The sequence below is a fragment of the Acidiferrimicrobium sp. IK genome (genome assembly GCF_025499425.1).
Taxonomy (GTDB): domain Bacteria; phylum Actinomycetota; class Acidimicrobiia; order Acidimicrobiales; family Palsa-688; genus Acidiferrimicrobium.
Genome location: NZ_JAIMCB010000005.1, coordinates 218,865 through 243,528 on the forward strand (window position 1 = coordinate 218,865; position 24,664 = coordinate 243,528).

General features: G+C 74.1%; 24 protein-coding genes. 4 read left to right on the plus strand and 20 right to left on the minus strand.

What is annotated here, in order from left to right:
• Window positions 1-4: 4 nt before the first annotated feature.
• From K6U06_RS10455 to K6U06_RS10485, 7 genes are all read right to left on the minus strand, one after another.
• Window positions 5-1,273, minus strand: a complete 1,269-nt coding sequence (locus K6U06_RS10455; RefSeq protein ID WP_262321869.1) for a bifunctional 3,4-dihydroxy-2-butanone-4-phosphate synthase/GTP cyclohydrolase II — start codon at window positions 1,271-1,273, stop codon at window positions 5-7.
• Window positions 1,270-1,911: a riboflavin synthase gene (locus K6U06_RS10460; protein ID WP_262321870.1), complete on the minus strand. Its 642-nt coding sequence runs from the start codon at window positions 1,909-1,911 to the stop codon at window positions 1,270-1,272. Before K6U06_RS10460 ends, K6U06_RS10455 begins: the two co-directional genes overlap by 4 nt.
• Window positions 1,912-1,931: 20 nt before the next feature.
• Window positions 1,932-2,975: a bifunctional diaminohydroxyphosphoribosylaminopyrimidine deaminase/5-amino-6-(5-phosphoribosylamino)uracil reductase RibD gene (gene ribD / locus K6U06_RS10465; protein WP_262321871.1), complete on the minus strand. Its 1,044-nt coding sequence runs from the start codon at window positions 2,973-2,975 to the stop codon at window positions 1,932-1,934.
• Window positions 2,972-3,505 (minus strand): molybdenum cofactor biosynthesis protein B, encoded by a 534-nt coding sequence (locus K6U06_RS10470; protein ID WP_262321872.1) that lies wholly within the window; start codon window positions 3,503-3,505, stop codon window positions 2,972-2,974. The genes ribD and K6U06_RS10470 overlap by 4 nt, the downstream gene beginning before the upstream one ends.
• Window positions 3,502-4,167: a ribulose-phosphate 3-epimerase gene (gene rpe / locus K6U06_RS10475; protein WP_262322012.1), complete on the minus strand. Its 666-nt coding sequence runs from the start codon at window positions 4,165-4,167 to the stop codon at window positions 3,502-3,504. The genes K6U06_RS10470 and rpe overlap by 4 nt, the downstream gene beginning before the upstream one ends.
• 91 nt (window positions 4,168-4,258) lie before the next feature.
• Complete coding sequence (locus K6U06_RS10480; protein ID WP_262321873.1) at window positions 4,259-5,407, minus strand: transcription antitermination factor NusB; 1,149 nt, start codon at window positions 5,405-5,407, stop codon at window positions 4,259-4,261.
• 95 nt (window positions 5,408-5,502) lie between these two features.
• Window positions 5,503-6,426 carry a methionyl-tRNA formyltransferase gene (locus K6U06_RS10485; protein ID WP_410051027.1) on the minus strand — a complete coding sequence of 308 codons (924 nt, stop codon included), beginning with the start codon at window positions 6,424-6,426 and terminating at the stop codon, window positions 5,503-5,505.
• Between the two features lie 89 nt (window positions 6,427-6,515).
• On the opposite strand from K6U06_RS10485, the gene K6U06_RS10490 reads away from it, so the two are divergent.
• The 3 genes from K6U06_RS10490 to K6U06_RS10500 all read left to right on the plus strand — a co-directional run bounded on the left by K6U06_RS10490 (window position 6,516) and on the right by K6U06_RS10500 (window position 8,086).
• On the plus strand, window positions 6,516-7,190 hold the full coding sequence (locus K6U06_RS10490) for a class I SAM-dependent methyltransferase (protein WP_262321875.1): 675 nt from the start codon (window positions 6,516-6,518) through the stop codon (window positions 7,188-7,190).
• The gene (locus K6U06_RS10495; protein WP_262321876.1) at window positions 7,187-7,708 is read left to right on the plus strand and encodes a TrmH family RNA methyltransferase; all 522 of its coding nucleotides are present in this window, start codon (window positions 7,187-7,189) and stop codon (window positions 7,706-7,708) included. Before K6U06_RS10490 ends, K6U06_RS10495 begins: the two co-directional genes overlap by 4 nt.
• Window positions 7,709-7,879: 171 nt before the next feature.
• Complete coding sequence (locus tag K6U06_RS10500) at window positions 7,880-8,086, plus strand: cold-shock protein (protein WP_262321877.1); 207 nt, start codon at window positions 7,880-7,882, stop codon at window positions 8,084-8,086.
• Window positions 8,087-8,206: 120 nt separating this feature from the next.
• Here the strand turns inward: K6U06_RS10500 and K6U06_RS10505 are convergent, their stop codons facing one another.
• The 13 genes from K6U06_RS10505 to pyrR form a co-directional block, all read right to left on the minus strand.
• Window positions 8,207-9,982, minus strand: coding sequence for a hypothetical protein (locus K6U06_RS10505; RefSeq protein ID WP_262321878.1), 1,776 nt, complete (start codon window positions 9,980-9,982; stop codon window positions 8,207-8,209).
• A gap of 58 nt (window positions 9,983-10,040) precedes the next feature.
• Window positions 10,041-11,234, minus strand: coding sequence for a methionine adenosyltransferase (metK, locus tag K6U06_RS10510; RefSeq protein WP_262321879.1), 1,194 nt, complete (start codon window positions 11,232-11,234; stop codon window positions 10,041-10,043).
• Window positions 11,231-12,487: a bifunctional phosphopantothenoylcysteine decarboxylase/phosphopantothenate--cysteine ligase CoaBC gene (gene coaBC / locus K6U06_RS10515; protein ID WP_262321880.1), complete on the minus strand. Its 1,257-nt coding sequence runs from the start codon at window positions 12,485-12,487 to the stop codon at window positions 11,231-11,233. Before coaBC ends, metK begins: the two co-directional genes overlap by 4 nt.
• Window positions 12,488-12,529: 42 nt before the next feature.
• Window positions 12,530-12,832: a DNA-directed RNA polymerase subunit omega gene (gene rpoZ, locus K6U06_RS10520; RefSeq protein WP_262321881.1), complete on the minus strand. Its 303-nt coding sequence runs from the start codon at window positions 12,830-12,832 to the stop codon at window positions 12,530-12,532.
• Window positions 12,833-12,841: 9 nt separating this feature from the next.
• Window positions 12,842-13,393, minus strand: coding sequence for a guanylate kinase (locus K6U06_RS10525; protein ID WP_262321882.1), 552 nt, complete (start codon window positions 13,391-13,393; stop codon window positions 12,842-12,844).
• Window positions 13,394-13,415: 22 nt separating this feature from the next.
• A complete protein-coding gene (gene mihF, locus K6U06_RS10530) occupies window positions 13,416-13,730 on the minus strand; it encodes an integration host factor, actinobacterial type (RefSeq protein ID WP_262321883.1) in 315 nt (104 codons plus the stop codon).
• 62 nt (window positions 13,731-13,792) lie between these two features.
• Window positions 13,793-14,503 (minus strand): orotidine-5'-phosphate decarboxylase, encoded by a 711-nt coding sequence (gene pyrF, locus K6U06_RS10535; protein WP_262321884.1) that lies wholly within the window; start codon window positions 14,501-14,503, stop codon window positions 13,793-13,795.
• Window positions 14,493-15,461 carry a dihydroorotate dehydrogenase gene (locus K6U06_RS10540; RefSeq protein ID WP_262321885.1) on the minus strand — a complete coding sequence of 323 codons (969 nt, stop codon included), beginning with the start codon at window positions 15,459-15,461 and terminating at the stop codon, window positions 14,493-14,495. Before K6U06_RS10540 ends, pyrF begins: the two co-directional genes overlap by 11 nt.
• A gap of 9 nt (window positions 15,462-15,470) precedes the next feature.
• Window positions 15,471-18,773: a carbamoyl-phosphate synthase large subunit gene (gene carB / locus K6U06_RS10545; protein ID WP_262321886.1), complete on the minus strand. Its 3,303-nt coding sequence runs from the start codon at window positions 18,771-18,773 to the stop codon at window positions 15,471-15,473.
• Window positions 18,774-19,958, minus strand: coding sequence for a glutamine-hydrolyzing carbamoyl-phosphate synthase small subunit (gene carA, locus K6U06_RS10550; protein WP_262321887.1), 1,185 nt, complete (start codon window positions 19,956-19,958; stop codon window positions 18,774-18,776).
• Between the two features lie 17 nt (window positions 19,959-19,975).
• Entirely contained in the window at window positions 19,976-21,247 is a 1,272-nt protein-coding gene (locus K6U06_RS10555; RefSeq protein WP_410051028.1) for a dihydroorotase, read from the minus strand.
• 91 nt (window positions 21,248-21,338) lie between these two features.
• Window positions 21,339-22,349, minus strand: coding sequence for an aspartate carbamoyltransferase catalytic subunit (locus K6U06_RS10560; RefSeq protein WP_262321889.1), 1,011 nt, complete (start codon window positions 22,347-22,349; stop codon window positions 21,339-21,341).
• Window positions 22,346-22,915: a bifunctional pyr operon transcriptional regulator/uracil phosphoribosyltransferase PyrR gene (pyrR, locus tag K6U06_RS10565; protein WP_316044709.1), complete on the minus strand. Its 570-nt coding sequence runs from the start codon at window positions 22,913-22,915 to the stop codon at window positions 22,346-22,348. The genes K6U06_RS10560 and pyrR overlap by 4 nt, the downstream gene beginning before the upstream one ends.
• Before the next feature lie 163 nt (window positions 22,916-23,078).
• Between pyrR and K6U06_RS10570 the strand changes: the two genes are divergently transcribed.
• Window positions 23,079-24,638 carry a C40 family peptidase gene (locus K6U06_RS10570; protein ID WP_262321890.1) on the plus strand — a complete coding sequence of 520 codons (1,560 nt, stop codon included), beginning with the start codon at window positions 23,079-23,081 and terminating at the stop codon, window positions 24,636-24,638.
• The last annotated feature ends 26 nt before the right edge of the window (window positions 24,639-24,664 follow it).

Consider the following 24,664-nt stretch of genomic DNA (forward strand, 5'->3'; position numbering starts at 1 on the left):
GGGGTCACTGCTCGCTCCCGGTCGGCGGGACGCCGGTCGGGGGCTCAGCGGGCAGCGGCGTCGGGCTCAGCCCCTCGAGTTTGTGGCCCATCCGCTCCGCCTTGGTCGTGAGGTAGCGGATGTTGTCGGCGTTGGGCTCCGAGGTGATCGGGACCTGCTCGACGATCTCCAGGCCGAAGCCCTCGAGGCCGCCCCGCTTGGCTGGGTTGTTGGTCAGGATGCGCATGGTCGTGATGCCCAAGTCGACGAGGATCTGAGCCCCGATACCGTACTCGCGGTTGTCGACGGGCAGCCCGAGCTCCAAGTTGGCGTCGACGGTGTCGAAGCCGGCGTCTTGGAGGTTGTAGGCGTGGAGCTTGTTGGTGATGCCGATGCCGCGCCCCTCGTGGCCCCGCAGGTAGACGATGACCCCGGTCCCCTCCGCGGCGATCCGGGCCATGGCGGCGTGGAGCTGGGTGCCGCAGTCGCAGCGACGAGAACCGAACACGTCGCCGGTCAGGCACTCGCTGTGCACCCGGACCAAGACGTTGGCCTGACCGTCGGGTTCGCCCATGACCAGCGCCAGGTGGGTTTCGCCGTCGAGGAGGCTGGCGTAGGACAGGCAGGTGAACTCGCCCCACTCGGTGGGGATGCGCGCCGACCCGGTGCGCCGCACGAGGTGCTCGCTGCGGCGCCGGTAGCGGACCATGTCGGCGATGGTGACCAGCACCAGGCCGTGCTCGGCGGCGAAGGCCTCCAGCTCCGGGCGGCGGGCCATCCCGAGGCCGTCGGCGGTGACGACCTCGCAGAGGACCCCGGAGGGCGCCAGGCCGGCCATGCGGGCCAGGTCCACCGCGGCCTCGGTGTGCCCGGCCCGTTTGAGCACGCCGCCCTCCCGGGCTCGCAGCACGTGGACGTGGCCGGGGCGGGCCAGGTCGCCGGGGCGGGTTTCGGGGTCGACGAGGGCTTTGACGGTGGCGGCCCGGTCGGCGGCGGAGATGCCGGTGGTGACGCCGCGGCGGGCGTCTACGGTGACGGTGAACGCGGTGCGCTGCGATTCGGTGTTGCGGGCCACCATCAGCGGCAGGTCCAGCTCGTCGGCGCGCCCCTCGGTCACCGCGGCGCAGATCAACCCTGACGTGTGGCGCACGAAGAACGCCATGTGCTCGGGGGTGACGTGCTCGCTGGCGACGATCAGGTCGCCTTCGTTCTCCCTGTCCTCGTCGTCGACGACGACCACGATCTCGCCCCGGCCGACCGCGGCGATGGCCTCTTCGACGGTGCTGGTCGTCATGGCAGTTCCTCCGGGAGGGCCTCGGGGGTCACCGACCCGGGGGCCGGGACGTAAGGGGACGACGCGCCGGCGGCGAGGAGCCGCTCGGCGTACTTGGCGATGACGTCGACCTCGAGGTTGACCCCGTCGCCGGGCCGGCGCTGCCCGAGGACGGTGACCTCTGCGGTGTGGGGGATGATCGCCACGCTGAACCCGTCGTCGATGACGTCGACCACGGTGAGGCTGCAGCCGTCGACGGTGACCGACCCTTTGGGGACCAGGTAGCGCAGCAGATCCTCCGCCACCCGGACCCGCAGGTCGGGGGCGGGGTTGACCACCGTGCCGACCCCGTCCACGTGGCCCTGCACCAGGTGGCCGCCGAGGCGGTCCGCCAAGCGCACCGGTCGTTCCAGGTTGACCGGGTCGCCGGGCGCGAGGGTGCGCAGGTTGGTCCGCCCGAGGGTTTCGCCGACCGCGTCGGCCGCCCACCAGCCCTCCCCTTTGTCCACCACTGTCAGGCAGCAACCGTTGACCGCGATGGAGTCGCCGGGCGCGCTGCCCTGGAGGACCACGTCGGCGGCGAACACCATCCGGGTCGCGCCGGGCCGCGCTTCGACGGCTCGCAGCCGGCCGATCTCTTCGACGATCCCGGTGAACACGACTGTCACGGTAGGGCGGATTAGCTGCGTTCCTCCAGCGGCGCCGGCCGGGCGGGCGGGGCGGCGGGGCGCAGGTCGATGCGCACGTCGTCGCCGAGGCGCTCGACGCCGGCGATGCGGCCCCGCCACACGTCGCCCATGGTGGGCGCTCCGGGGCCCGCGAACATCGGGACGCCGTCGTCGCCGCCGAGCAGCGCGGGGGCCAGGTACAGCACGTAGCGGTCCACCAGCCCGGCCTGGTGGAACTGGTGGGCGACGCCGGCGCCGCCCTCGACCAGCAGCTGCAGCACCCCCCGGCCGCCTAGGTCGTCGAGGAGGTCGCCGAGCGGCCCGCGGTGCTCGATCGCGGGGGCCACCCGGGCGCCGGCGGGGATGGATCCGATCACCACCCGCAGCGGGTCGGGGCCCTCGACCCCCCGCACCGTCAGCGCCGGGTCGTCGGCTCGCACGGTGCCCGTCCCGACCGCGACGGCGCCGCTCTCGGCCCGCAGCCGGTGGGCGTCGAGGCGGGCGGCGGTGCCGGTGATCCACTGGCTGCTCCGGTCGGGGGCGGCGATGCGCCCGTCGAGGGTGGCGGCCAGCTTGAGGACCACCAACGGCCGCCCGGTCCGGCGGTGGTGCAGGTACGGGGCCAGCTGCTCGGTCGCGTCGGCGGCGGCGACGCCGACGGTGACCGCGATGCCCGCGGCCCGGAGGCGGGCCAGGCCGGCGCCGGCGACGCGGCGGTCGGGGTCCTCCAGCGCCACGACCACCCGGGCCACTCCCGCGGCGATGAGGGCGTCGGCGCAGGGCGGGGTCCGTCCGTGGTGGGCGCAGGGCTCGAGGGTGACGTACACCGTGGCGCCCCGGGCGGATCCGCCGGCCAGTTCGAGGGCGACGGCTTCGGCGTGGGGTCCGCCCGGCGGGGAGGTGGCCCCGACCACGACCGGCTCGTCGCCGGCGGGGACGACGACCGCGCCGACCCACGGGTTGGGGGCGGTGGTGGTGCGCACCGCGGCGGCCGCGGCCAGGGCCTCGGCCATCCACACCTCGTCGTCACCGGGCCCGTCCCGGGGCCCGGTCACGGGTGGTGGGTCGGGGCGCCGAGCAGCAGGTCGAGGGCGTGGGGGATCACGTCGATGACCGCTCCTAGGCACTCCACGGCGCCTTTGGGGGAGCCCGGCGTGTTGAGGATGATGGTGTGGCCTTTGATGCCGGCGGTGCCCCGCGACAGCCGACCGAGCGGCGAGACCAGGCGCATGGCCTCGGCCAGGCCGGGAGCCGGGCGGTCGATGACCTCCGCGGTCCCTTCGGGGGTGTGGTCCCGAGGGGCGAACCCGGTGCCGCCGGTGGTGACGACCAGACCGGCGAAGCCGGCGCAGGCCCGGGCCAACTCGCCGGCCACCGCCGCCACCCCGTCCGCGGTGACGCTGCGCTCGACCACCGCGAACCCCGCGGCGCTCAGCGCCTCTTCCAGCGCGGCGCCCGAACGGTCCTCGCGGGTGCCGGCGATGACCCCGTCGGAGACGGTGATCACCTTCGCTTCCCGGGCCGGCGGCGTTCCGGGCTGCGCCTCGGGCCCCGTCGCGTCCCCGCCGGCTGCGGTTGCGCTCACGCCGGCTGCCTGGCGGCGTCGCCCGCGGCGCGCAGCTCTCGGACCGCGGCGGCGGGGTCGTCGTGGCCGAAGATGGCGCTGCCGGCGACGAACATCTCCGCGCCGGCGCCGGCCACCGCGGCGGCGGTCGCGGAGTCGATCCCGCCGTCGACCTCCAGCACCACGCTGTGGCCGTCGGCGTCGATGGCGTGGCGGGCCCGGGCGATCTTGGGGACCACTTCGGACATGAACGACTGGCCCCCGAAGCCGGGATGCACGGTCATGACCAGCAACAAGTCGATGCGCTCGAGCCACGGGAGGCAGTCGTCGATCGGGGTCTCGGGGTTGACCGCCAGCCCTACCCCGAGGCCGAGGGCCCGCATCTGGTCGATCAGCTCGGAGGTGTGGCCGATCTCGACGTGCACGCTGCAGCTGTCGGCGCCCGCGGCCCTGAACGCCTCCAGGTACTGACCGGGGTTGGTCATCATCAGGTGGCAGTCGAGGTACATGTCGCTGTGGCGGCGGATCGCTTTGACCACCGGCGGCCCGATGGTCAAGTTGGGTACGAAGTGGCCGTCCATCACGTCCACGTGGAGCCAGTCGGCGTCGCCAGCCACCTTGGTGATGTCCTCGCCGAGCGCGGCGAAGTCGGCCGAGAGGATCGAGGGGGCGATGCGGGTCATCACCTGACGACGATACGGCGGCGGCGGGGGTAGCGACCACCGTCGCCGGTCGCGCGGGCCGCGCCGGCGGTCGGGCGGGCCGCGCCGGGGGTCACGGCCGGCGGAGGCGCAGCAGGTACATCCCGTCGGTGCCCGCCGCCTGCGGCAGCAGCAGCGCCCCCCGCCCGGCCGGCGCCCACGGCGCAGCCGGAGGTGGCAGCGCCACCAGCTCCGGGTGGGTGCCACCCAGCCACCGGTCGACCGAGGCGGTCTCGAGGACGGTCAGGGTGCAGACGCTGTAGACGAGGGTCCCTCCGGGAGCGAGGAGCGCGACGGCGGCCTCGAGGAGCCGGCGCTGCAAGGCGGTGAGGCGCTCCAGGTCGTCGGGCCGCACCCGCCAGCGGGCGTCGGGCCGCCGGCGCAAGACGCCCAGCCCCGAGCAGGGCGCGTCGACGAGGACCCGGTCCGCGCACCCGGGTCGCAGCGGCGGGAGGGTGCCGTCGGCCACGACGGTGGCGACGTTCGCCAGGCCCAGGCCGGTGACGTTGCCGGCGACCACCCGGGCCCGGTCGGGCTCGGCGTCGGCGGCGACCACCAGCGCCGGGCGCCCGGCGGGCTCCGGCGCCGCCGGCTGGGGGCCGGCGGGACCGTAGGCCAGCGCGGTGGCCTTCCCGCCGGGCGCCGCGCACAAGTCGACGACGGTCTCGCCGGGGAGCGCCCCGACGGCCGCCGCGACCCACTGGCTGGCCAGGTCCTGGGTGTAGCCGTCGGCGCGGCGGGTCGCGGATGGAGCGGTGTTCATTACCTCGAGCGCGTCGCGGGCCGGTCCGGGGCCGAGGTCGCGGGCCAGGCGGGCGACGATCCAGTCCGGGTAGGACAGTTCGGTGGCCGGGTCCGGCCAGCGCAACGGCCCGGCGGCCACGTCACCGGCGACCTTGCGCAGCACCGCGTTGACCACTCCCCTCCCCGGGCTGCGGACCTCCTCCACCGTCGCGGCGACCGCGGCGTGCGGCGGCGTGCCGAGGTACGCCAGCTGGTAGGCGCCCAGGCGCAGCGCGGCGCGCACCTCCGGGTCGGTCCGTCCCCGGACGTGGCGGTCGACCAGCCAGTCCAGCGCCCGGCGCATCCGGGTCGCCCCGTACACCAGTTCGGTGACCATCCCCCGGTCGCGTTCTTCGAGGCCGCTGTCGGCGAGGAGGCGGGGAACGACCAGGTTGGCCCGGCCGCCGGTGTCGATCTCGAGCATCGCCTCGATGGCCAAGCGGCGCGCCGAAGGGCGCCCCGGGCGGGGGGGACGGTCCGAGCCGGGACGGTGCCGGTCGGCGGGGTGGCGGGGCGGCGCGGGCCGGGAAGGGGTCAACCGGCCTCCCCGCCGGCGCCGAGGAGCTCGCCGGGGGCCGGGCGGGCCCCGCGGGCCCACTCCGCCCCGGAGACCGGGCGGCGGCCTTCGGGTTGGACGGTCACCAGCCGCAAGCCGCCGTCGCCGGTGAGCGCGACGTCCCCGGCGATGCTGCCCGGGCCGGCGGAGGCGCCTTGGGGGACGTCGACGGGTGTCGCCTCGAGGACGAGCAGCCGCCGGCCCCGCCACGTCGTCCACGCCCGCCCGACCCGCACGAGGCGGTGCAGGTCGCCGGCCGGGCGGGTCCACGCCAGCTCCAGCTCCGAGCGGTCCAGCTTCGCCGCGTAGGTCACCTCGCCGGCCTGCGGCTCGGGGTCCCCGAGGCCCTCGTGGAGCGCGTCGACGAGCAGGTCGGCGCCGACCTGCGCCAGCGTCGCCCGCAGACCCGCGGCGGTGTCGTCGGGACCGATCGGCACTACCAGCCGCCGGTACACCGGGCCGGTGTCGAGCCCTTCCTCCAGGGCCATCAGGCACACCCCGGTCTCGGTGTCACCGGCCATGATCGCCCGCTCGACGGGCGCCGCTCCCCGCCAGCGAGGCAGCAGTGAGAAGTGGACGTTGACCATCGGCACCTCGGCGAGGACCTCGGGGCGGATGATCCGGCCGTAGGCCACGACCACCCCCAGCTGCGCGCCGGTGGCGACCACGTCCGCGGCCCGGTCGCTGACCTCCAACCCCAGCTCCCGCGCCGCGGCCTTCACCGGGCTCGGCTCCGGTTCCCCCCGCCGGCCCCGCCGGGTGTCGGCCCGGCTGACGACCAGCGCCACGTCGTGGCCGGCGGCCACCAGGGCGCGCAGAGCCACGACGGCAGGGTCGGGCGTACCGAGGAAGACCAGTCGCAGGGGACCCTCCGAGCGTCGGGCGGTCCGACTGGGACGCAGCCGGGCCGGTGATGGGCGCCGCCACCCTACCGGTGGCGGGCGGCCATTCCCGACTGGAGCGCGCCGCCCGGCGGTAGCCTCGGGCGGCAATGTCATCGGGTCCCCCCGGCGCCGCCGGCCACTACTTCCAGGCCGAGCCGTCGGCGCCGTCCCGGCCGGCGACAGTGCACTTGCACCTCCCCGACGTCGACGTCGAGCTCGGCGTCGATCGCGGCGTGTTCTCCGCGGGGCGCGTCGACCCGGGGACCATGCACCTCCTGCGGGTCCTGCCTCCCCTGCCCGGCGGTGACATCCTCGACCTCGGCTGCGGCTACGGCCCGATCGCCTGCACCCTGGCCCGCCGCTCCCCCGATGCGACGGTGTGGGCGGTGGACGTCAACCAGCGGGCCTTGGCCCTGACCGCCGCCAACGCGGCGTCGCTCGGGCTGGGCAACGTGCGGGCCGTGGCCCCCGACGACGTGCCCGGCGGCCTGCGGTTCTCGGCGATGGTGTCCAACCCGCCGATCAAGGTCGGCAAGCTGGCGCTGCACGAGATGCTGCAGAGGTGGCTGCCCCGGGTCGCCCCGGGAGGCGAGGCGTGGATGGTCGTCCACCGCCACCTCGGCGCAGACTCGCTGGCGGCGTGGCTGACCTCGGGCGGCCGGGCCGTCGAACGGAGGGGCTCCAAGCAGGGGTACCGGCTGCTGCGGGTGACCGCCGCGCCGGCTGCGACACCCCCGGCTCCCGGCCCCGCCGGCGGCGACGGCCCCGGGAGCGCCGGATGAGGCAGCTCAACCCGACCGACCTCAAACGGCTGCACCGGGAGTGGAACCGGCGCAGCAGCGGGCGCCTGGCCCTGCTGCTAGACGGGGTGTCTTCGCCGTGGAACGTAGGGTCGATCGCCCGGACCGCCGCCGCGTACAAAGTCGAGCACGTCTACCTCGGCGGCGGTGCGCTCTCCCCCGGCAACGGCAAGGTCGGCAAGACTTCGATGGGCACCGAGCGGTATCTGTCGTGGAGCGCTTTCGAGCGCAGCCCCGACGCCGCCGACGCGGCCAGGGAGGACGGCTTCAGCGTGGTCGGCCTCGAGCTGGCCGACGACGCGGTGCCCCTCCACATGGTGACCGCCGGGCCCGACGTCTGCCTGGCGGTCGGCCACGAGGACCACGGGCTGTCGCAGGCGACCCTCGCCGCGTGCGACGCGGTGGCGTTCTTGCCCCAGCTCGGGCGGGTCGGATCGCTCAACGTGGCCACCGCCACGGCCATCGCTCTCTACGAGTTGCGGCGCCGGGAGTGGACCTGAGCGGAAAATGCGATAACGTGGCATCCGAGGGCGCGACTAGCGCAACCGCATCACTGAAACAGCAGCGCCGTATCTTTGAACTTTTGCCTGCAATCCCTCAATGATTCAGCTTGACTGAGTCACTCGGCCATGGGGTAATCCCGAAACCGGCCGCGAGAGGAGGAGATACACATGGCAACAGGAACCGTTAAATGGTTCAACGGCGACAAGGGCTTCGGATTCATCACTCAAGATGACGGGGGCCCGGACGTCTTTGTTCACTTCAGCGCCATCTCCGGGGGCGGCTTCCGCAACCTGGAGGAAGGCCAGAAGGTCGCGTTCGAGACGACCCAGGGTCCCAAGGGACTCCAGGCCGCCGACGTTCGCGCCGCCGGCTAGCCGGCGTCCACCACGATCCGCCGGCGCGGAGCGGCCTGTACGCTCCCCGCCGGACCGGTTCGCCCGCCGCTGACGCGGCGTTTCCTCGGCTGTGGCGCCTTTCGTGGCGCCGGCCGGTAGCTACACCCCGCTCGGGTCGACCTCGACGCGCAGCCGGCCAGGCCCTCGGGTCACCGAGGCCAGCGCGTCGCAGAGCACCCGGTGGTCGGGTCCCCGAACGACCCACCTGTCGCGGTCGGGGCCGAGGACCTCTACTGGCGCGCCCCGCAGGGCTTGGAGCCCGGCCGCGTAGCCGGCGGCGCCCGGGCCGCTCACCACCGCCAGGGCGCTGACCGGTGGTAGACGCAGCGCGGCGCGCAGCGGAGCGTCGTGCGCGGCCAGGATCGACGGGTCCCCGGCGACCGCGGCCTTGACCACCGGGTGGTCCGGGAGCCGGGTCTGCACGACGATCCTGCCGCTCCCCCGTCGGCGGCCGCCGACCAGGCGCGACGCCCGAGCGAGGAGGGCCAGGGTCTGCTCGCCGGCCCGGTAGCGGGGGGCGAGCAGGTGGTGGTCGAGGTCCACGAACGCGACGGTGTCGGCCCGCTCCACCCGGTGCAGCACCGCCTCGGTGCCGATCACGACGGGCGTGTCGGGCACCGCCGTCGATGCTGCGGTGACCTCCCCTACCGGCGCCCCGACCAGCGCCTCGAGCTGCTCGCGGGCCCGGGCCACCCCGATCCGCAGCCGGCGCAGCGACGCCGACCCGCACGACGCGCACACGGTGGGCCGCTCGAGCCCGCAGCGGGGGCAGCGCAGCGCCCCGTCGCCGGGTTCGTCGAGGGCGCCGCCGCAGCGTTCGCAGCGGGCCAGGTCCCCGCACGCGTTGCACGCCAGCAGACGGGCCCGGCCGGTCCGGTTGAGCACGACCAGCGTCCGGCCGCCGCCGCGGGCGACGGCCACCACCCGCTGCGACCACAGGCCGAGGCGGGGGTCGCTGTCGCGCTGGTCGATGACCTCGACGGGGGCCCACCCGTGGCGCTCCGCCGCCGGGTCGCCGCTGAGCAGCCGCGCCGAAGGCGCGCCGGCCGCGGCCAGCAGCTCCAGCGGCGGGCAGGGACTGGTGACCAGGCACGGGACCCCGGCGCGCCGGGCCCGCTCCGCGGCTACCGCGGTGGCCGACCAGGTCGGCGCCTGCTCCTGCACCAAGGCCTCGTCGTGACCGTCGATCACGACCACCGCGGCTAGGCCGGCGCAGGGCGCCCACGCCGCGGCCCGGGCGCCGATCACCACGCCGGCGCCGGCCCGGGCTTGAGCCCACTGGCCGGGGAGGAGGGCGACGTCGGCGCCGGCGCGCCGCAGCCGACCGGCGAGCACCGACGCCCTCAGGTGGGACGGCACGACCACCAGCGTCGGGCCGCGCTGGGCGACCGCGGCGACGACCGGGGTCAAGTCGGTGGCCGGCCCGAGCCGGGCCACGGTCAGCGCGCCGGGTTCAAGCACGGACACGTCGACCGGCAGCGACGCCCCCGGCGGCGGCGCCGGGGCCCGCAGCCGCGGCGCCGGCAGGGCGGTCACGGCCAGGTCAGGCGACGCGGTGGCCATCGCCCAAGCCCGCCGGCCGGCCCACCGCCACGCGGCCCAGCCGGCCAGCTCGAGCAGGTCGGCGGCGGGGCCGACGCCTCGAACCTTGCGGACCGGCTGCATCGTCACGCCGTCGGGCGGGGTGACGCCGGTGGCCACCACCCACCCCCCGACCCGCCGGCCGTGCAGGTCGACGCGCACCATGGTCCCGACCGCGACCCGGGTCGCGTCGCGGTCGGCGACCAGGTAGTCGAACTCCTTGTCGATGGCCGCCACGTCGGGGGCGACGCGCACCACCGTCGCCCCGGGCCGGGACGGAACCCCGCTGGTCACAACCGGCAGGCCTCGAGGCGGGCGGCTCGCGGACCGCGGCGCCTCGGACCGGTCGGGGTTAGAGGCCGAGCGCGCTGCGGACGTCGTCGAGCTTGCTGGTCTGCTCCCAGGTGAACTCCTTGTCGGAGCGCCCGAAGTGGCCGTAGGCGGCGGTCTTGCGGTAGATCGGCCGGCGCAGGTCCAGCTCCTTGATGATCGCCGCGGGTCGCAGGTCGAACACCTCGCGTACCGCCGCGGTGATCTTGGCCGGGTCGACGGTCTCGGTGCCGAACGTGTCGACCATGATCGACACCGGCTGCGCCACGCCGATGGCGTACGCCACTTGGATCTCGCAGCGGCGGGCGGCGCCGGCGGCCACGATGTGCTTGGCCACCCATCGAGCGGCGTACGCCGCGGACCGGTCCACCTTCGAGGGGTCCTTGCCGGAGAACGCCCCGCCGCCGTGGCGGGCGGAGCCGCCGTAGGTGTCGACGATGATCTTGCGGCCGGTGAGGCCGGCGTCGGCGTGCGGTCCGCCGAGCTCGAACTTCCCGGTCGGGTTGGCCAGGATCTGGTAGCCGTCGTCGGCGAAGCGGGCCGGGACGATCGGGGTGATGACGTGGTCGCGCAGGTCCGGCTTGAGGAGCGTCTCGAGGTCCACCGTCGGGGCGTGCTGGGAGGAGATCAGCACCGTCTTCAACTTGACCGGCCGGCCGTCCTCGTACTCGAAGCTGACCTGGGTCTTGCCGTCGGGGCGCAGGTACGGCAGGACCCCGGCCTTGCGGACCTGCGACAGGCGCTGCGACAGGCGGTGGGCCAGCCAGATCGGCATCGGCATCAAGTCGTCGGTCTCGTCGCAGGCGTAGCCGAACATCATCCCCTGGTCGCCGGCGCCCTGCGCGTTGAGGATGTCCTCGCCGCTGGTACCGGAACGGACCTCGAACGCGGTGTCGACGCCCTGGGCGATGTCGGGCGACTGGGTGCCGATGGACACCGTGACCCCGCAGGTGGTGCCGTCGAAGCCCATCGCGGAGCTGGTGTAGCCGATGTCGGTGATTACGTCGCGGACCAGTTTGGGGATCTCGACGTAGGCGGTGGTGGTGATCTCACCGGCGACGACCACCAGTCCGGTGGTGAGCAGCGTCTCGCAGGCCACCCGCGCCGTGGGATCCTCGGTGAGGATGGCGTCGAGCACGGCGTCGGAGATCTGGTCGGCCATCTTGTCGGGATGGCCCTCGGTGACCGACTCCGAGGTGAAGGTGAATCTGCTCACGTCAGCTCCTTGCTGGTGTGTGGAGGAGGTGGAGAAAGGTGGGCGGCGATGGCGTCGACCACCGCGGCGGCGACGGCCGTCTTGGTGGTGAGGGCCACGTCGGTGACCGACCCGTCGGCACCGACGATGAGCACCTCGTTGGTGTCGTGGGAAAAACCGACGCCGGGCTGCCCGACGTCGTTGGCGACCACCAAGTCGACGTGCTTGGACGCCAGCTTCCGGCGGGCCGCGGCCAGGAGGGCGTCGCGCCCGCCGGCGGTCTCGGCCGCGAAGCCGACCAGCAGCTGCCCGGCGACGGGCGCCGCGCCGAGGCCGGCGAGGATGTCGGGGGTCGCCTCGAGGATGACGTCGGGGACGCCGTCGCCCTTTTTGATCTTGGTGGCGGCCTGGGCCTTCGGGCGGAAATCGGCCACCGCGGCGGCCATGACCACCACGTGGGCGCCGGCCCGCTGGGCGCCGACCGCGGCTTGCATCTCCGCGGCGGTCTCCACCCGCAGCACCTCGGCGCCGGGCGGCGCCGGGCGGTCGGTGGTGGTGACCAGCACGACGTGCGCGCCGCGGGCGGCCAGCTCGTCGGCCACCGCGTGCCCTTGCTTGCCCGAGGACCGGTTGCCGATGAAGCGGACCGGGTCGATCGGCTCGCGGGTGCCGCCGGCGGTGACCACCGCCCGCACTCCCGCCAGCGACAGGCGCGACGCCAAGACTGCGCCGGCCGCGTCGACGATGGTGTCGGGCGCGGCCAGGCGGCCGGTGCCGGCGTCTCCGCCGGCCAGGCGGCCGGCCTCCGGCTCGACCACGTGCACGCCGCGGCGGCGGAGGGTGGCGAGGTTGTCGACCACCGAGGGGTGCTCCCACATCTCGGTGTGCATGGCCGGGCAGACCACCACCGGGGCCCGGGTGGCGATCAGGGTGGCGGTGAGCAGGTCGGAGGACAACCCCGCGGCGTACGCCGCGAGGACCCGGGCTGTCGCCGGGACCACGATGATCAGGTCGGCGCGCTGGCCCAGACGGGTGTGGGGGATCGGCTCGGGGCCGTCGTAGAGCGAGGTCCGGGCCGGCTCGGACGCCAGCGCGGAGAACGTCAGCGCACCGACGAAGCGGGTCGCGCCCTGCGTCAGGACCGGGGAGACGTGAGCTCCCGCGTCCATCAGGCGGCGGCACACCTCGACCGCCTTGTAGGCGGCGATCCCGCCGGAGACGCCGAGCACCACCCGGGCGCCGCGCAGCGCCTCGCGGCGGTCAGTGGTGGCCATGCCGGGGGCGCTGCGGTCGGTCGGGGGGACGCCCCGAGCGGCCTACTGCTCCTCGCCTTCGGCGGCCTCGCCGGCGCGCTCCTCGTCGGTCGGGCGGTGGTAGGTGATCTTCGCCGCCGCCACCTCCTCGAGGGCGATCGACAGCGGCTTGCGGGACACCGACGTGACCTGCGGCGGCACGATGGTGCCGAGGCCCTCGCCGAGCTGGTTGAAGTAGGAGTTGATCTGACGTCCACGCATGGCGGCCAGGGTCACGAGGGTGAACTTGGAGTCGACCCGCTCGAGCAGGCTCTCGACGGGCGGGTCCATCATCGTGGGGCGGCGTTCGGCCATGTGGGGGGTCACTCCGTCGTGTCAGGTGCTCGGGGAAGCGGGCGGTTGGGCGCGGTGCTTTGAAAGTATACCTGCGACCTCGGCCGCGGCCCGGTCCACCTGGTCGTTGACCACCACATGGTCGGCGATGGCCCGGCCCCGCCGCTCCTCCTCGGCCCCGACCGCGACCCGCCGGCGGATGCTCTTCTCGTCGTCGCCGCGGCTGCGCATCCGGGCTTCTTGCTCCTCGGGCGACGGGGCCACGATCAGCACCAGCACCGCGTCGGGGAAGCGTTGCTTGACCTGCCCGGCCCCGTCCAGCTCGATCTCGAGCAGGACATCACGCCCCGCCGGCGGGTCAGGCAGCGGGGTTCCGTACAGGCGGCCGTTGCCGGGGAACTCGGTCCACTCCAAGAAACCGTGGTCCTCGACGCGGCGCATGAAGGTGTCGCGGTCGACGAAGACGTACGCGTCCGCCGGCTCGCCGGGGCGGCGGGCCCGGGTGGTCCACGAGCGCGACAGCCACAAGCGGTCGTCGAGGTCGAGCAGGCGGTCGACGACGGTGCCTTTGCCGACGCCGCCCGGCCCCGACACGATGAGGATCAGGAGAGGAGCCTCAGGCCAGCTTCTCGAACAGCTTCTTGCGCTGCTGGTCGCCGAGGCCCTGGAGGCGGCGGGTCTCGCTGATCCCGACCTCCTCCATCAGACGCCGGGCCTTGACCTTGCCGAGGCCGGGAAGCGACTCGAGAACGGCGAGCACCTTCATCTTGCCGACCGTCTCGTCATTCGCGGCCTGGTCGAGAAGCTCCTTCAGGGTCAAGGACCCCATCTTCAGCTTCTCTTTCAGCTCTGCGCGCAACCGACGGGCCGCGGCGGCCTTCTCCAGGGCGGCCTGCCGTTGGTCGGGTGACAGTGCGGGAGGCAGCGGCATTGGGGCACCATAGCGCGAGGGGCGGGGGGCGTTTCGTCCCGGCGGCGCAAGGTTGGGGAGGGTCAGGCCCCCGCGGCGGCCATCTCCGCGGTCAGCGCGACGGCCGCGGCCTCCCGGTCGGGGGCGGCGGTCACTGCCCGGCCGACGACGAGCAGGTCGGCGCCGGCCGCGAACGCCTGCTCGGGGGTGGCGGCCCGGCTCTGATCGTCGGAGGGCACCCCCACCGGGCGGATGCCGGGCACCACCGCGAGCAGGTTGGGGGCCAGGCTCTTCGCCTCCCGCACGTCGCCCGCCGCGCACACGACGCCGGCGCAGCGGGCCTCCGAAGCCACCGCCACCCGCTTGCCGAGGATGTGGGGCGGCGCGTCGGCGTCGCTGGTGAGGATGGTCACCGCCAGGGCCCTGGGTGTCTCCAGGCCGGCTCGCGCCGCGCCCTCCGACAGGCCCTCCACCCCGGCTCGCAGCATCGGCGTGCCGGCGAAGGCGTGCATGGTCAGGTAGCTCACGCCGAGCGCGCCGAGAACCCTCGACGCCTTCTCGACCGTCGTCGGGATGTCCGCCAGCTTGAGGTCGAGGAACACCCGGTAGCCGTCGTCGATCATCGTCTGGACGACCGCCGGGCCGGCCGCGCTGAACAGCTCGAGCCCGATCTTGACGGTGCCGAACCAGGGGCGCAGCTGCAGGGCGAGGCGCTGGGCGGCGACCACGTCGTCGACGTCGAGGGCGAGCGCCAGGCGGTCCCTGACGGAGGGGGCTACGGCATCAGCGGCCATGGGCTCTTCCTATCAGGTCCGACACCTTGCCCACCCCGTGACGGCGGCACCACTCGGTCAGCTCGGCGAGCACCCGCGCCGCGGCGGCCGGCTCGGCGAACGACGCGGTGCCGACCTCCACCGCGTCGGCGCCGGCGGCGAGCAGCTCGGCGGCGTCGACCCCCCGGCTGACGCCGCCGACGCCGATGATCGCCGCGGCGGGGAACGCGGCGCGGCACTCGAACACGGCTCGCACGGCCACCGGGTGGATGGCCGGCCCCGACAGGCCGCCGCCGCCGTTGCCGAGCCGGGGACGGCCGGTGGCCGGGTCGATGGCCATGCCCATCACCGTGTTGATGAGGGTCAGGGCCGCCGCGCCGGCGTCGAGGACCGGCCCGGCGATGGCTGTCAGGTCGGTGACGTTGGGGCTGAGCTTGACCCAGAGGGGCAGCCCGCTGCCGGCCAGCCCTTCGACCGCCGCCGCGGTGACCTCCGCCGCGGCCGCCGGGTCGTGGGCGAACATCCGGCGCCGGTCCTCGACGTTGGGGCAGGAGATGTTGGCCTCCACCGCCACCACCGAGGCCGCCCGGGCGGCGCCGATCGCCCCGGCCACGGCGCGGTAGTCCTCGACGCTGAAACCCCAGATGCTGGCCACCACCGACGCTCCTGTCGCGGCCAGGGGCGGCAGCTGCTCCTCGAGCCACGCCGCGACGCCGGGGTTTTGCAGGCCGACGGAGTTGAGCATCCCCGACTCGAGGGGCGCCAGGCGGGGAGGCGGGTTCCCGGCCCACGGGCCGGCGGACACCGACTTGACCACCACCGCGCCGAGCCCGGCCAGGTCCATGTACCCGGCCAGCTCCGCGCCGTGGCCGGCGGTGCCCGACGCGGTCATGATCGGGTTGGCCAGGCGCAGCGCGCCGACCCGCGTCGAAAGGTCGACCGCAGCGGCGGAGGGGCGGCGGCCGCCCCGGCGCCCCACTTTCGGCACCTAGTCCGAACGGCCGAGCGGCAGCTGCTCGGCCTGGTGGTACTCCTGCAGGCTGCGGACCTGGAGCCGGCCCGACGCCCGGTCGGCGATCCCCGCGGCGGCGGCCCGGGCCGCGGCGACCGTCGTCAGGCACGCCACCTTGTGCTGGTTGGCGGCCCGGCGGATGTGGGCGCCGTCGGCGCGGGGCCCCCGGCCGCGGGGCGTGTTGATCACCAAGTCGACCTTCTTGGACCGGATCAGCTCGACCGCGTCAACGCCGCCCTCGCCGACCTTGGCGACGGTGGTGGCGACGGGCATGCCGGCCGCTTCCAGCGCCTTGGCGGTGCCCTCGGTGGCCGCCAGCGAGAAGCCGAGCTGGACGAAACGGCGGGCCACGGCCATGCCGGCGGGCTTGTCCCGGTCGGCGAGGGTCAAAAAGACCGTCCCCGACGACGGCAGGTCGTCGCCGGCCGCGGTCTGGGACTTGGCGAACGCCCACCCGAAGGTGGCGTCGATGCCCATGACCTCGCCGGTGGAGCGCATCTCCGGGCCGAGGAGGGTGTCGGCGTCGGGGAAGCGGTCGAAGGGCAGGACCGCCTCTTTCACACTGACGTGGCCGCCGGTGACCGGCGGCCGGAGCAGGCCCTCGGCGCGCAGCTCGGCCAGGGTGGCGCCGGCGATCACCCGGGCCGCGATCCGGGCCAGCGACACCCCGGTGGCCTTGGACACGAACGGGACGGTGCGGCTGGCCCGCGGGTTGGCCTCGATGACGTACACGTCGCGGTCTTTGACCGCGTACTGGACGTTGATCGGGCCCCGCACGTCGAGGGCCGCGGCGATGGCCCTGGTGTGGTCCTCGATCTGGGCGATCACCTCGTCGGCGAGGGTCGGCGGCGGGATCACGCAGGCGCTGTCACCTGAGTGCACGCCGGCCTCCTCCACGTGCTCCATGACCGCGCCGATCACCACCTCGCCGGCCGCGTCGCGCACCGCGTCGACGTCGACTTCGGTGGCCTCCTCCAAGAACCGGTCGATGAGCACCGGCCGTTCGGCCGACAGGCCGCCCTCCCGCCCGAGCGACCCCGACAGCGCCATCTCGGCCATCGCCCGGCGCAGGTCGTCGTCGCCGTAGACGATCTCCATGGCCCGCCCGCCGAGGACGTAGCTCGGCCGGATCAGCGCCGGGTACCCGACCCGGTGGGCGACGTCGAGCGCGGCGTCGATGGTCGCCGCGGTGCCGCCTGGCGGCTGGGGGATGCCCAGATCGGCGCACAGGGCGTTCCACCGCTCCCGGTCCTCGGCCAGGTCGATCGACTCCGGGGACGTGCCGAGCACCAGTCCCGGCGGGAGCCGGTCGGCCAGCTTGAGGGGGGTCTGGCCGCCGAGGGAGACGATCACGCCGCGCACCTCGCCTGAGGTGGCCTCCACGTCGAGGACGTCGAGGACGTTCTCGTAGGTGACCGGCTCGAAGTACAAGCGGTCGCTGGTGTCGTAGTCGGTGGAGACCGTCTCGGGGTTGCAGTTGATCATCACCGTCTCGAAACCGGCGTCGTGGAGGGCGAAGCTGGCCTGCACGCAGCAGTAGTCGAACTCCACTCCCTGCCCGATCCGGTTGGGTCCGGAGCCGAGGATGATGATCTTCGGCCGGGACCCGACGGTCACCTCGTCGTCGTCCTCGTAGGTCGAGTAGTGGTACGGGGTGCGGGCCGCGAACTCCGCGGCGCAGGTGTCCACCGTCTTCATGGTGGCCTTCACCCCTGCCGCGAGGCGGGCGGCTCGCACCTGGTCTTCGTCGACGTCCCACAGGTAGCCGAGCTGGGCGTCGGCGAACCCGAGCCGTTTGGCCCACCGCCAGTCGTCGCGGCCCATCCCGTCGGGGCCTCGAACGCCGCTCAGCCAGGCCCGGGCCTCGACGATGAGCATCAGCTGGTCGAGGAACCACGGGTCGACGCCGGTCGCCGACGCCAGCCGCTCGACGCTGATGCCCCGCCGCAGGGCGGCCTCGAGGTGGAACGGCCGGTCGGGGGTGGCGATCGCCGAGTGACGGACCAGCTCGTCGTCGGAGTACTGGTCGTAGCGGACCTCGCCGGGGTCGCAGTTCAGCCCGAACAGGCCCCGTTCGAGGGAGCGCAACGCCTTTTGCAGCGACTCGGGGAACGTCCGGCCGATGCCCATCGCCTCGCCGACCGACTGCATCCGGGTGCCGAGCACCTCGGGGATCCCCGGGAACTTCTCGAACGCCCAGCGGGGAACCTTGGTGACCACGTAGTCGATGGTCGGCTCGAAGCTGGCCGGGGTCTCGCCGGTGATGTCGTTGGTGATCTCGTTGAGGGAGTAGCCGACCGCCAGGCGGGCCGCGATCTTGGCGATCGGGAACCCGGTCGCCTTGGACGCCAGCGCCGAGGACCGGCTGACCCGGGGGTTCATCTCGATGACGACCATGTCGCCGTTGGCCGGGTTGACCGCGAACTGCACGTTGGAGCCGCCGGTCTCCACCCCGATGCGGCGGATCACCGCGAACGCCGCGTCGCGCATCTTCTGGTACTCGACGTCGGTCAGGGTCTGCGCCGGGGCGACGGTGATCGAGTCGCCGGTGTGGACGCCCATCGGGTCGACGTTCTCGATCGAGCAGATCACCACGCAGTTGTCCTCGCGGTCGCGCATGACCTCCAGCTCGTACTCCTTCCACCCGGCGATGGAACGCTCGATGAGGATCTCCGACACCGGGCTGGCGGCCAGGCCGGCCGCGGCGATCGACAGGAACTGCTCCTCGTCGTGGGCGATGCCCGTCCCGGCGCCGCCGAGGATGTAGGAGGGGCGCACGATGAGGGGGAACCCGATCGATTTGCCCACCGCCACCGCTTCTTCGAGGGTGTAGGCGAAACCCGATTCGGGGACGGCCAGGCCGATCTCGCCCATCGCCGCCTTGAACCGGTCGCGGTTCTCGGCGGTGCCGATGGCCTCGGCGTCGGCGCCGATCATGGCCACGCCGTGCTCGGCGAGCACCCCCTTCTCGTGCAGCGCGATCGCCAGGTTAAGGGCGGTCTGGCCGCCGAGGGTGGCCAGCACCGCGTCGGGGTGTTCCCGCTCGATGATGGCGGTGAGGACCTCCAAGGTGAGCGGCTCGATGTAGGTCCGGTCCGCGAACTCCGGGTCGGTCATGATCGTCGCCGGGTTGGAGTTGGCCAGCACGACCCGGTACCCCTCCTCGGCCAGCACCCGGCACGCCTGGGTGCCGGAGTAGTCGAACTCGCAGGCCTGGCCGATGACGATCGGTCCCGAGCCGATCACCAAGATGGTGTGCAGGTCGTCGCGGCGGGGCACTTACGCGCTCCTCTCTCGGTTGTGCAGGCGGCCAAGGGGCGGGCGTCCGGTCTCCATCAAGATCCTGAACTCCTCGAACAGGTAGCGGGCGTCGTGGGGGCCGGGCCCGGCCTCCGGGTGGTACTGCACCGAGAACGCCGGCACCTCGCCGCTGGCCAGCCCTTCGACCACGCCGTCGTTGAGGTTGACGTGGGTGACCTCCGCCCCCTCGAGGCCCTCGGCGCTGACCGCGTAGTTGTGGTTCTGGCTGGTGATCTCGACGGGGCCGCCGGCCAGGCGCCGCACCGGGTGGTTGCCGCCGTGGTGCCCGAAGGGCAGCTTGAAGGTCCCGGCCCCGAGGGCCTCGCCGAGCAGCTGGTGGCCGAGGCAGATCCCGAACACCGGCACCTCGCCGAGCAGCCCCTTGATGGCGTCGACTGCGTAGGGCAGCGCTGCGGGGTCGCCCGGGCCGTTGGAGAGGAACACCCCGTCGGGCTTCCGGTCGAGGACCGCGGCGGCGGGGGTGGACGCCGGCACCACCTCGATGGTCGCCATGCGCCCCATCAGCTCGAGCATGGTGCGCTTGATCCCGAAGTCGTAGGCCACCACCCGGTAGGGGCCGTCCCCGTAGGTGTAGGGCTTCGCGGTAGACACGGTCGCCACCAAGTCGACGCCGTCGGTGCCCTTCTCGGCGCTCGCCCGGGCCCGCAGCGTCGCCTCGTCGGTCGCGCCGTCGCCCTCGACGGCGCCGAGCGCGGCCGGGCGAGCGCCGGCGTCGCGCAGGTAGCGGGTGAGGCGGCGGGTGTCGACGCCGGTGATGCCCGCCACGCCGTGGCGGGTCAGGTACGCCTCGAGGCCTTCCTCGGAGCGCCAGTTGCTCGGCCGGTCGGTGAGCGCCCGGATTACCACGCCCCGGCACGCCGGGGCGGCGCTCTCCGCGTCGGCGGCGTTGACGCCGTAGTTGCCGATGTGGGGGTAGGTGAAGGTCAGGATCTGCCCGGCGTAGGACGGGTCGGTGATGACCTCCTGGTAGCCGGAGAGGACGGTGTTGAACACCACCTCCCCGGCGGCGACCCCGCCGGTGGTGGCGGCGCCCATCGCCTCGCCCTCGAAGGTCGTGCCGTCGCCGAAGACCAGCAGGGCCTTCGGGCGCCGTCCCGGTCGGGGGCTTCTCGGTTCGGGGCTGGTCGGCTCGGGGGAGCTCACCGTTGGGGGTGTCCCTTTCATCTCTGGGCCTGGCCGTTGACGACGACGGGCTCGCCGGCCAGGACGGTGTGGCGGACCCGGCCCCGGAGGGTCCGGCCCGCGAACGGGGTGTTCCGGCTGCGGCTGGCCATCCGGGCCGGGTCGACGGTCCATTCCATCTCGGGGTCGATGACGCAGAGGTTGGCGGGGATGCCGGCGGTGATCGGCCGGCCGTGTTCGGCCAGGCCGGCGATGGCCGCCGGCTTCCAAGACAGGAGGGCCACGACCCGCTCGATCGGCAGGTCCAGCTCGCTCAGCGCCACCCCGAGCGCGGTCTCCAGGCCGATCATCCCCGGCGGCGCCTGGTCGAACGGCGCCTCCTTGGCTTCCTTGGCGTGGGGGGCGTGGTCGGTGGCGATGGCGTCGATGGTCCCGTCGGCCAGCCCGGCGCGGATCGCCGCGGCGTCCTCCGCGCTGCGCAGCGGCGGGTTCACCTTGAACACGGTGTCGTAGCCGGCGACGCACGCGTCGGTGAGGCAGAGGTGGTGCGGGGTGGCCTCGGCGGTCACCGGCAACCCGGAGGCCTTGGCGCCGCGGACCATGGCGACGGACCGGGCGGTGGAGAGGTGCAGGAAGTGCACCGGGGTCCCGGTGAGGCGGCACAGCGCCAGGTCGCGCATGACCATCAGCTCCTCCGCTTCCGCCGGCTGGCCGGGGATCCCGAGGCGGCTGGACCACTCCCCCTCGTGCATGTGCCCGCCGGCCGCCAGCGACGAGTCCTCGCAGTGCTGCGCCAGGGTGACCCCGAGCGACGACGCGTACTCGAGGGCCCGGCGCATCAGCCGGGCGTCTTGGACGCCGCTGCCGTCGTCGGTGAACAGCTTCACGCCGAGCGCGGCCATCTCCGCCAGCGGGGCCAGCCTGGTGCCCTCCCGCCCGACGGTGATGGAGCCGGCGACCGCCACGTCGCAGAGCGCGTCGCGGCCGAGCTCGAGGACCTGGCGGACGACCGCCGCGCTGTCGATCGCCGGTTCGGTGTTGGGCATGGCCACCACCGCGGTGTACCCGCCGAGCGCGGCGGCGCGCGAGCCGGTCTCGACGGTCTCGGCTTCCTCCCGGCCCGGTTCGCGCAGATGGGTGTGCAAGTCGACCAGGCCGGGGGCGACGACGCACCCTCCGGCGTCGAGCACGACGGTCCCCGCCGGCGCCGACTCGACCCGGTTGCCGGCGCTGACGATGACGCCGTCTTGGATGAGCACGTCGCCGGGGCGGGTGCCGGTGGGGTCGACGAGGGTCCCGCCGTGGATCAGGACCGTCGGCGGCCGGCGGCGGACGCCGGTGTGCTGGCGGCTGGTGGTCGCCGGGCGCTGGCGGCGAAGCGCCGGGTCGGGACGGGACGGTTCAGGCGGCAAGGTCGACTCCGGAGCCGAGAAGGAGGTAGAGGACGGCCATGCGCACGGCGACGCCGTTGGCCACCTGGCGGGTGATCACCGAGGACGGCTGGTCGGCCACCTCGGCGGCGATCTCCACTCCCCGGTTGACCGGGCCGGGGTGCATGATCAACGCGTCGTCGGGGAGCAGCCGGGCCCGGGTGGAGGTCAGCCCGTAGGTCGCGGTGTACTCGCGAAGCGACGGCAGTAAGGCTTCGCGCATCCGCTCCTGCTGGAGGCGCAGCAGGTATACGACGTCGAGGGTGGGCAGCACCGCGTCCAGGTCGTGGGACACCTCGACGGGCCACCCGGCCAGGCTCGGCGGCAGCAGGGTCGGCGGCGCCACCAGCGTCACGTGGGCGCCGAGAGCGCTGAACGCCAAGACGTCGGAGCGGGCGACCCGGCTGTGGCGGATGTCGCCGACGATGGCGATGCGGACCCCGGCGAGCGACCCGGGGCCGCCTTCGTGCGCCGGGGCCCCCGCGAGCATCCTGGTGATCGTGTAGCAGTCGAGCAGGGCCTGGGTCGGGTGTTCGTGCCAGCCGTCGCCGCCGTTGATGACCGCGGCTTGGCGCAGCCACCTGGCCACCTGCCAGGGGACGCCCGACCCGGCGTGGCGGACCACGACCCCGTCGATCCCCATGGCCTCGATCGTCTCGACGGTGTCGCGCAGCGACTCGCCTTTGTTGACCGACGAGCTGGCCGCCGAGAAGGTCATCACGTCGGCCGACAACCGCCGAGCGGCGGTCTCGAAGCTCAGCCGGGTGCGGGTCGAGTCCTCGAAGAACAGCGACACCACGGTCTTGCCGCGCAGAGCCGGCACCTTGGGGATGGCCCGCCCCGACACCTCCACGAAGCTGTCGGTGACCCGCAGCACCTCCTCGATGCCGTCCGCGCCCAGGTCGGCGACGGAGAGGAGATGGCGGCGGGCCGGCTGGCCGGCGTGGCGGCCGACGGGCGGCAGGTCGGTGGCGGCCTTCACTTCTTGACCATGTCGCCGAGGACGACGCCCGCCTCGCTGACATCGACCATCTCGTCGCGCCGGGTCGGGAGGTTCTTGCCGACGTAGTCGGGTCGGATCGGCAGCTCCCGGTGCCCCCGGTCGACCATCACCGCCAGCTGCACCGCCCGGGCCCGGCCGTAGTCGGCCAGGGCGTTGAGCGCGGCGCGCACCGTCCGGCCCGTGAACAACACGTCGTCGATGAGGACCACGGTCTGCCCGGACAGGTCGAAGGGGATGTCGGTGGCCGCCTCGGGCAGCACCGGTCGCAGCCCGATGTCGTCGCGGTAGAACGCCACGTCGAGGGTGCCGGTCGGCACGTCGACGCCGGAGACGGTCTGGATGGTCTCGTTCAGCCGGCCGGCGATCCACACGCCGCCGGTCTGCAACCCGACCAGCGCCAAACCGTCGGTTCCGTGGTTGCGCTCGATGATCTCGTGGGCCATCCGCCACACCGCCCGCTGCACGTCGTCGGGCGCCATGACAGTGGTGCGGGCGACGAAAACGCCCCCGTATGGGGGCGCCAGCGCGCGCTCTCGTTCGGCCAACTGCGTCTCCTCGGTCCGTGCCGGCCTCACAGGACCAGCTTCACGGTCGAACGGCGATCATAGCCGTCTCCCGCCGCTACGAACCGGCCTTTACCGCGTCGGCGTCCGGCAGGTCGCTTCGGTGCCTGGGGCGAATCAGACCGGTATGCCAGACTGGCGGCCGATGAACCCTGGTGGGGTAGGCGGAGGACGGAGACGGGGGTGGGGGCGCGCCACGAGGCCGGTTCTGGCCCTCGTCGCGGCCGGCGGTCTGATCGGATGGTCGGCGCCCCCGTCGCTGGCCGCGACGGTCGCCCCGGCGGCCCCGGCGGCCGCGGCGCCGTCGACGGCCACCGCGACGGTCCCCTCGGGGAGCGGCGCCCCGACCGTCGTGCCCGCGGTGCCCAACGTCCCCCGCGACATCACCGACAACCAGGACCCCAACGCCCTCCTGCAGCGGGCCATCTCCCTGAGCACCGTGGCGGCCAGCCAGGCGCCGCTGCAGGCCACCCTGGCCCAGGCGCAGCAGGTCCTCGACGCCCAGTCGGTGGCCGCCAACCACGCGCAGGTCGCCGCGACCGTGGCGGCCGGCCGGGCCGCCGCCGCGGAGGCCGCCGCCCGCCGGGCGGCCGTGTCGGCGACGGACCTGCAAGGCGCGCTGCGCGAAGCGGCGCTGCGGATCTACACCAGCGGCAGCGGCGACGCTGTCCCCACCAACCCGGGGACCACCGCGGATGAGATCACCGACGCCGCGGCCTACGAGGAGACCATCCTCAGCCCCGACGGGATCCTGGCTCAGCGCAAGGCGGTGGCCCGCGTCGCGCTCGCCTCAGCCGAGGAGAAGACCCGCGAGGAGCGCGCCGCGCTCCACGACCAGGCGGTCGCCCAGAGCGCGCTGGCCGCGGCGGCCGCCGCCACCGCACGGATCCGCGACGAGCTGGCGGTCCTCGCGCCGCCCACCGCGACGCTGGTGTCCGCGGAGCGCGCCGCGGTGTCCAGCCAGGCCGGCCAGTCGCTCACGTCCCCCGCCGCGCTGGACTTCACGCCCGCCGCTCCCCTGCCTTCCCCGCTGCCGACGACCGCGGTGGCGCTGGCGTGGGCGTTCTCCGAGCTGGGCAAGCCCTACGTGTGGGGCGGCACCGGACCCGACGTGTTCGACTGCTCGGGCCTGACGCAGTATTCCTGGGCCCACGCCGGCGTCGCGATCCCCCGGGTCGCCGCCGACCAGGACACGTGGACGGTCCCGGTGCCGCTGTCCCAGCTGCTCCCCGGCGACCTGGTGTTCTACGGCACCACCGACATCCACCACGTCGGGATGTACATCGGCGACGGTCTCATGATCAACGCTCCTCACACCGGCGACGTGGTGCGCATCAGCCCGATCTGGTGGTCGGACCTGGCCGGCTTCGGCCGGGTGCACTCGGCGGGGGTGCCGGTGCCGGCCCGGGTCCTGCCCGGCCACGCCGACCCGGCGGCCGCGTCGGTGGTGCCCTCTGCTGGGGCGGTTCCCTCCGAGTCGACGCCGCCGCCCGGCTACGTCGCCCCGCCCGGCGCCACCGCCCCCGTCGACCCGACGACGACCGCGCCGTCCAAGCCGGGGACCGGCTCCACCACGACCGCCCCGTCGCAAGGGACCACGACCACCTCGACCACCCCGACCACCGCTGCGGTGACCACTACCACCACCACCCCGCCGAGCGTGCCGACGCCGACCACAACGCCGTTTTTGGGCCTCGGAGGCTGAACCGCCGGCCTGCAGCGGTCCGGTCT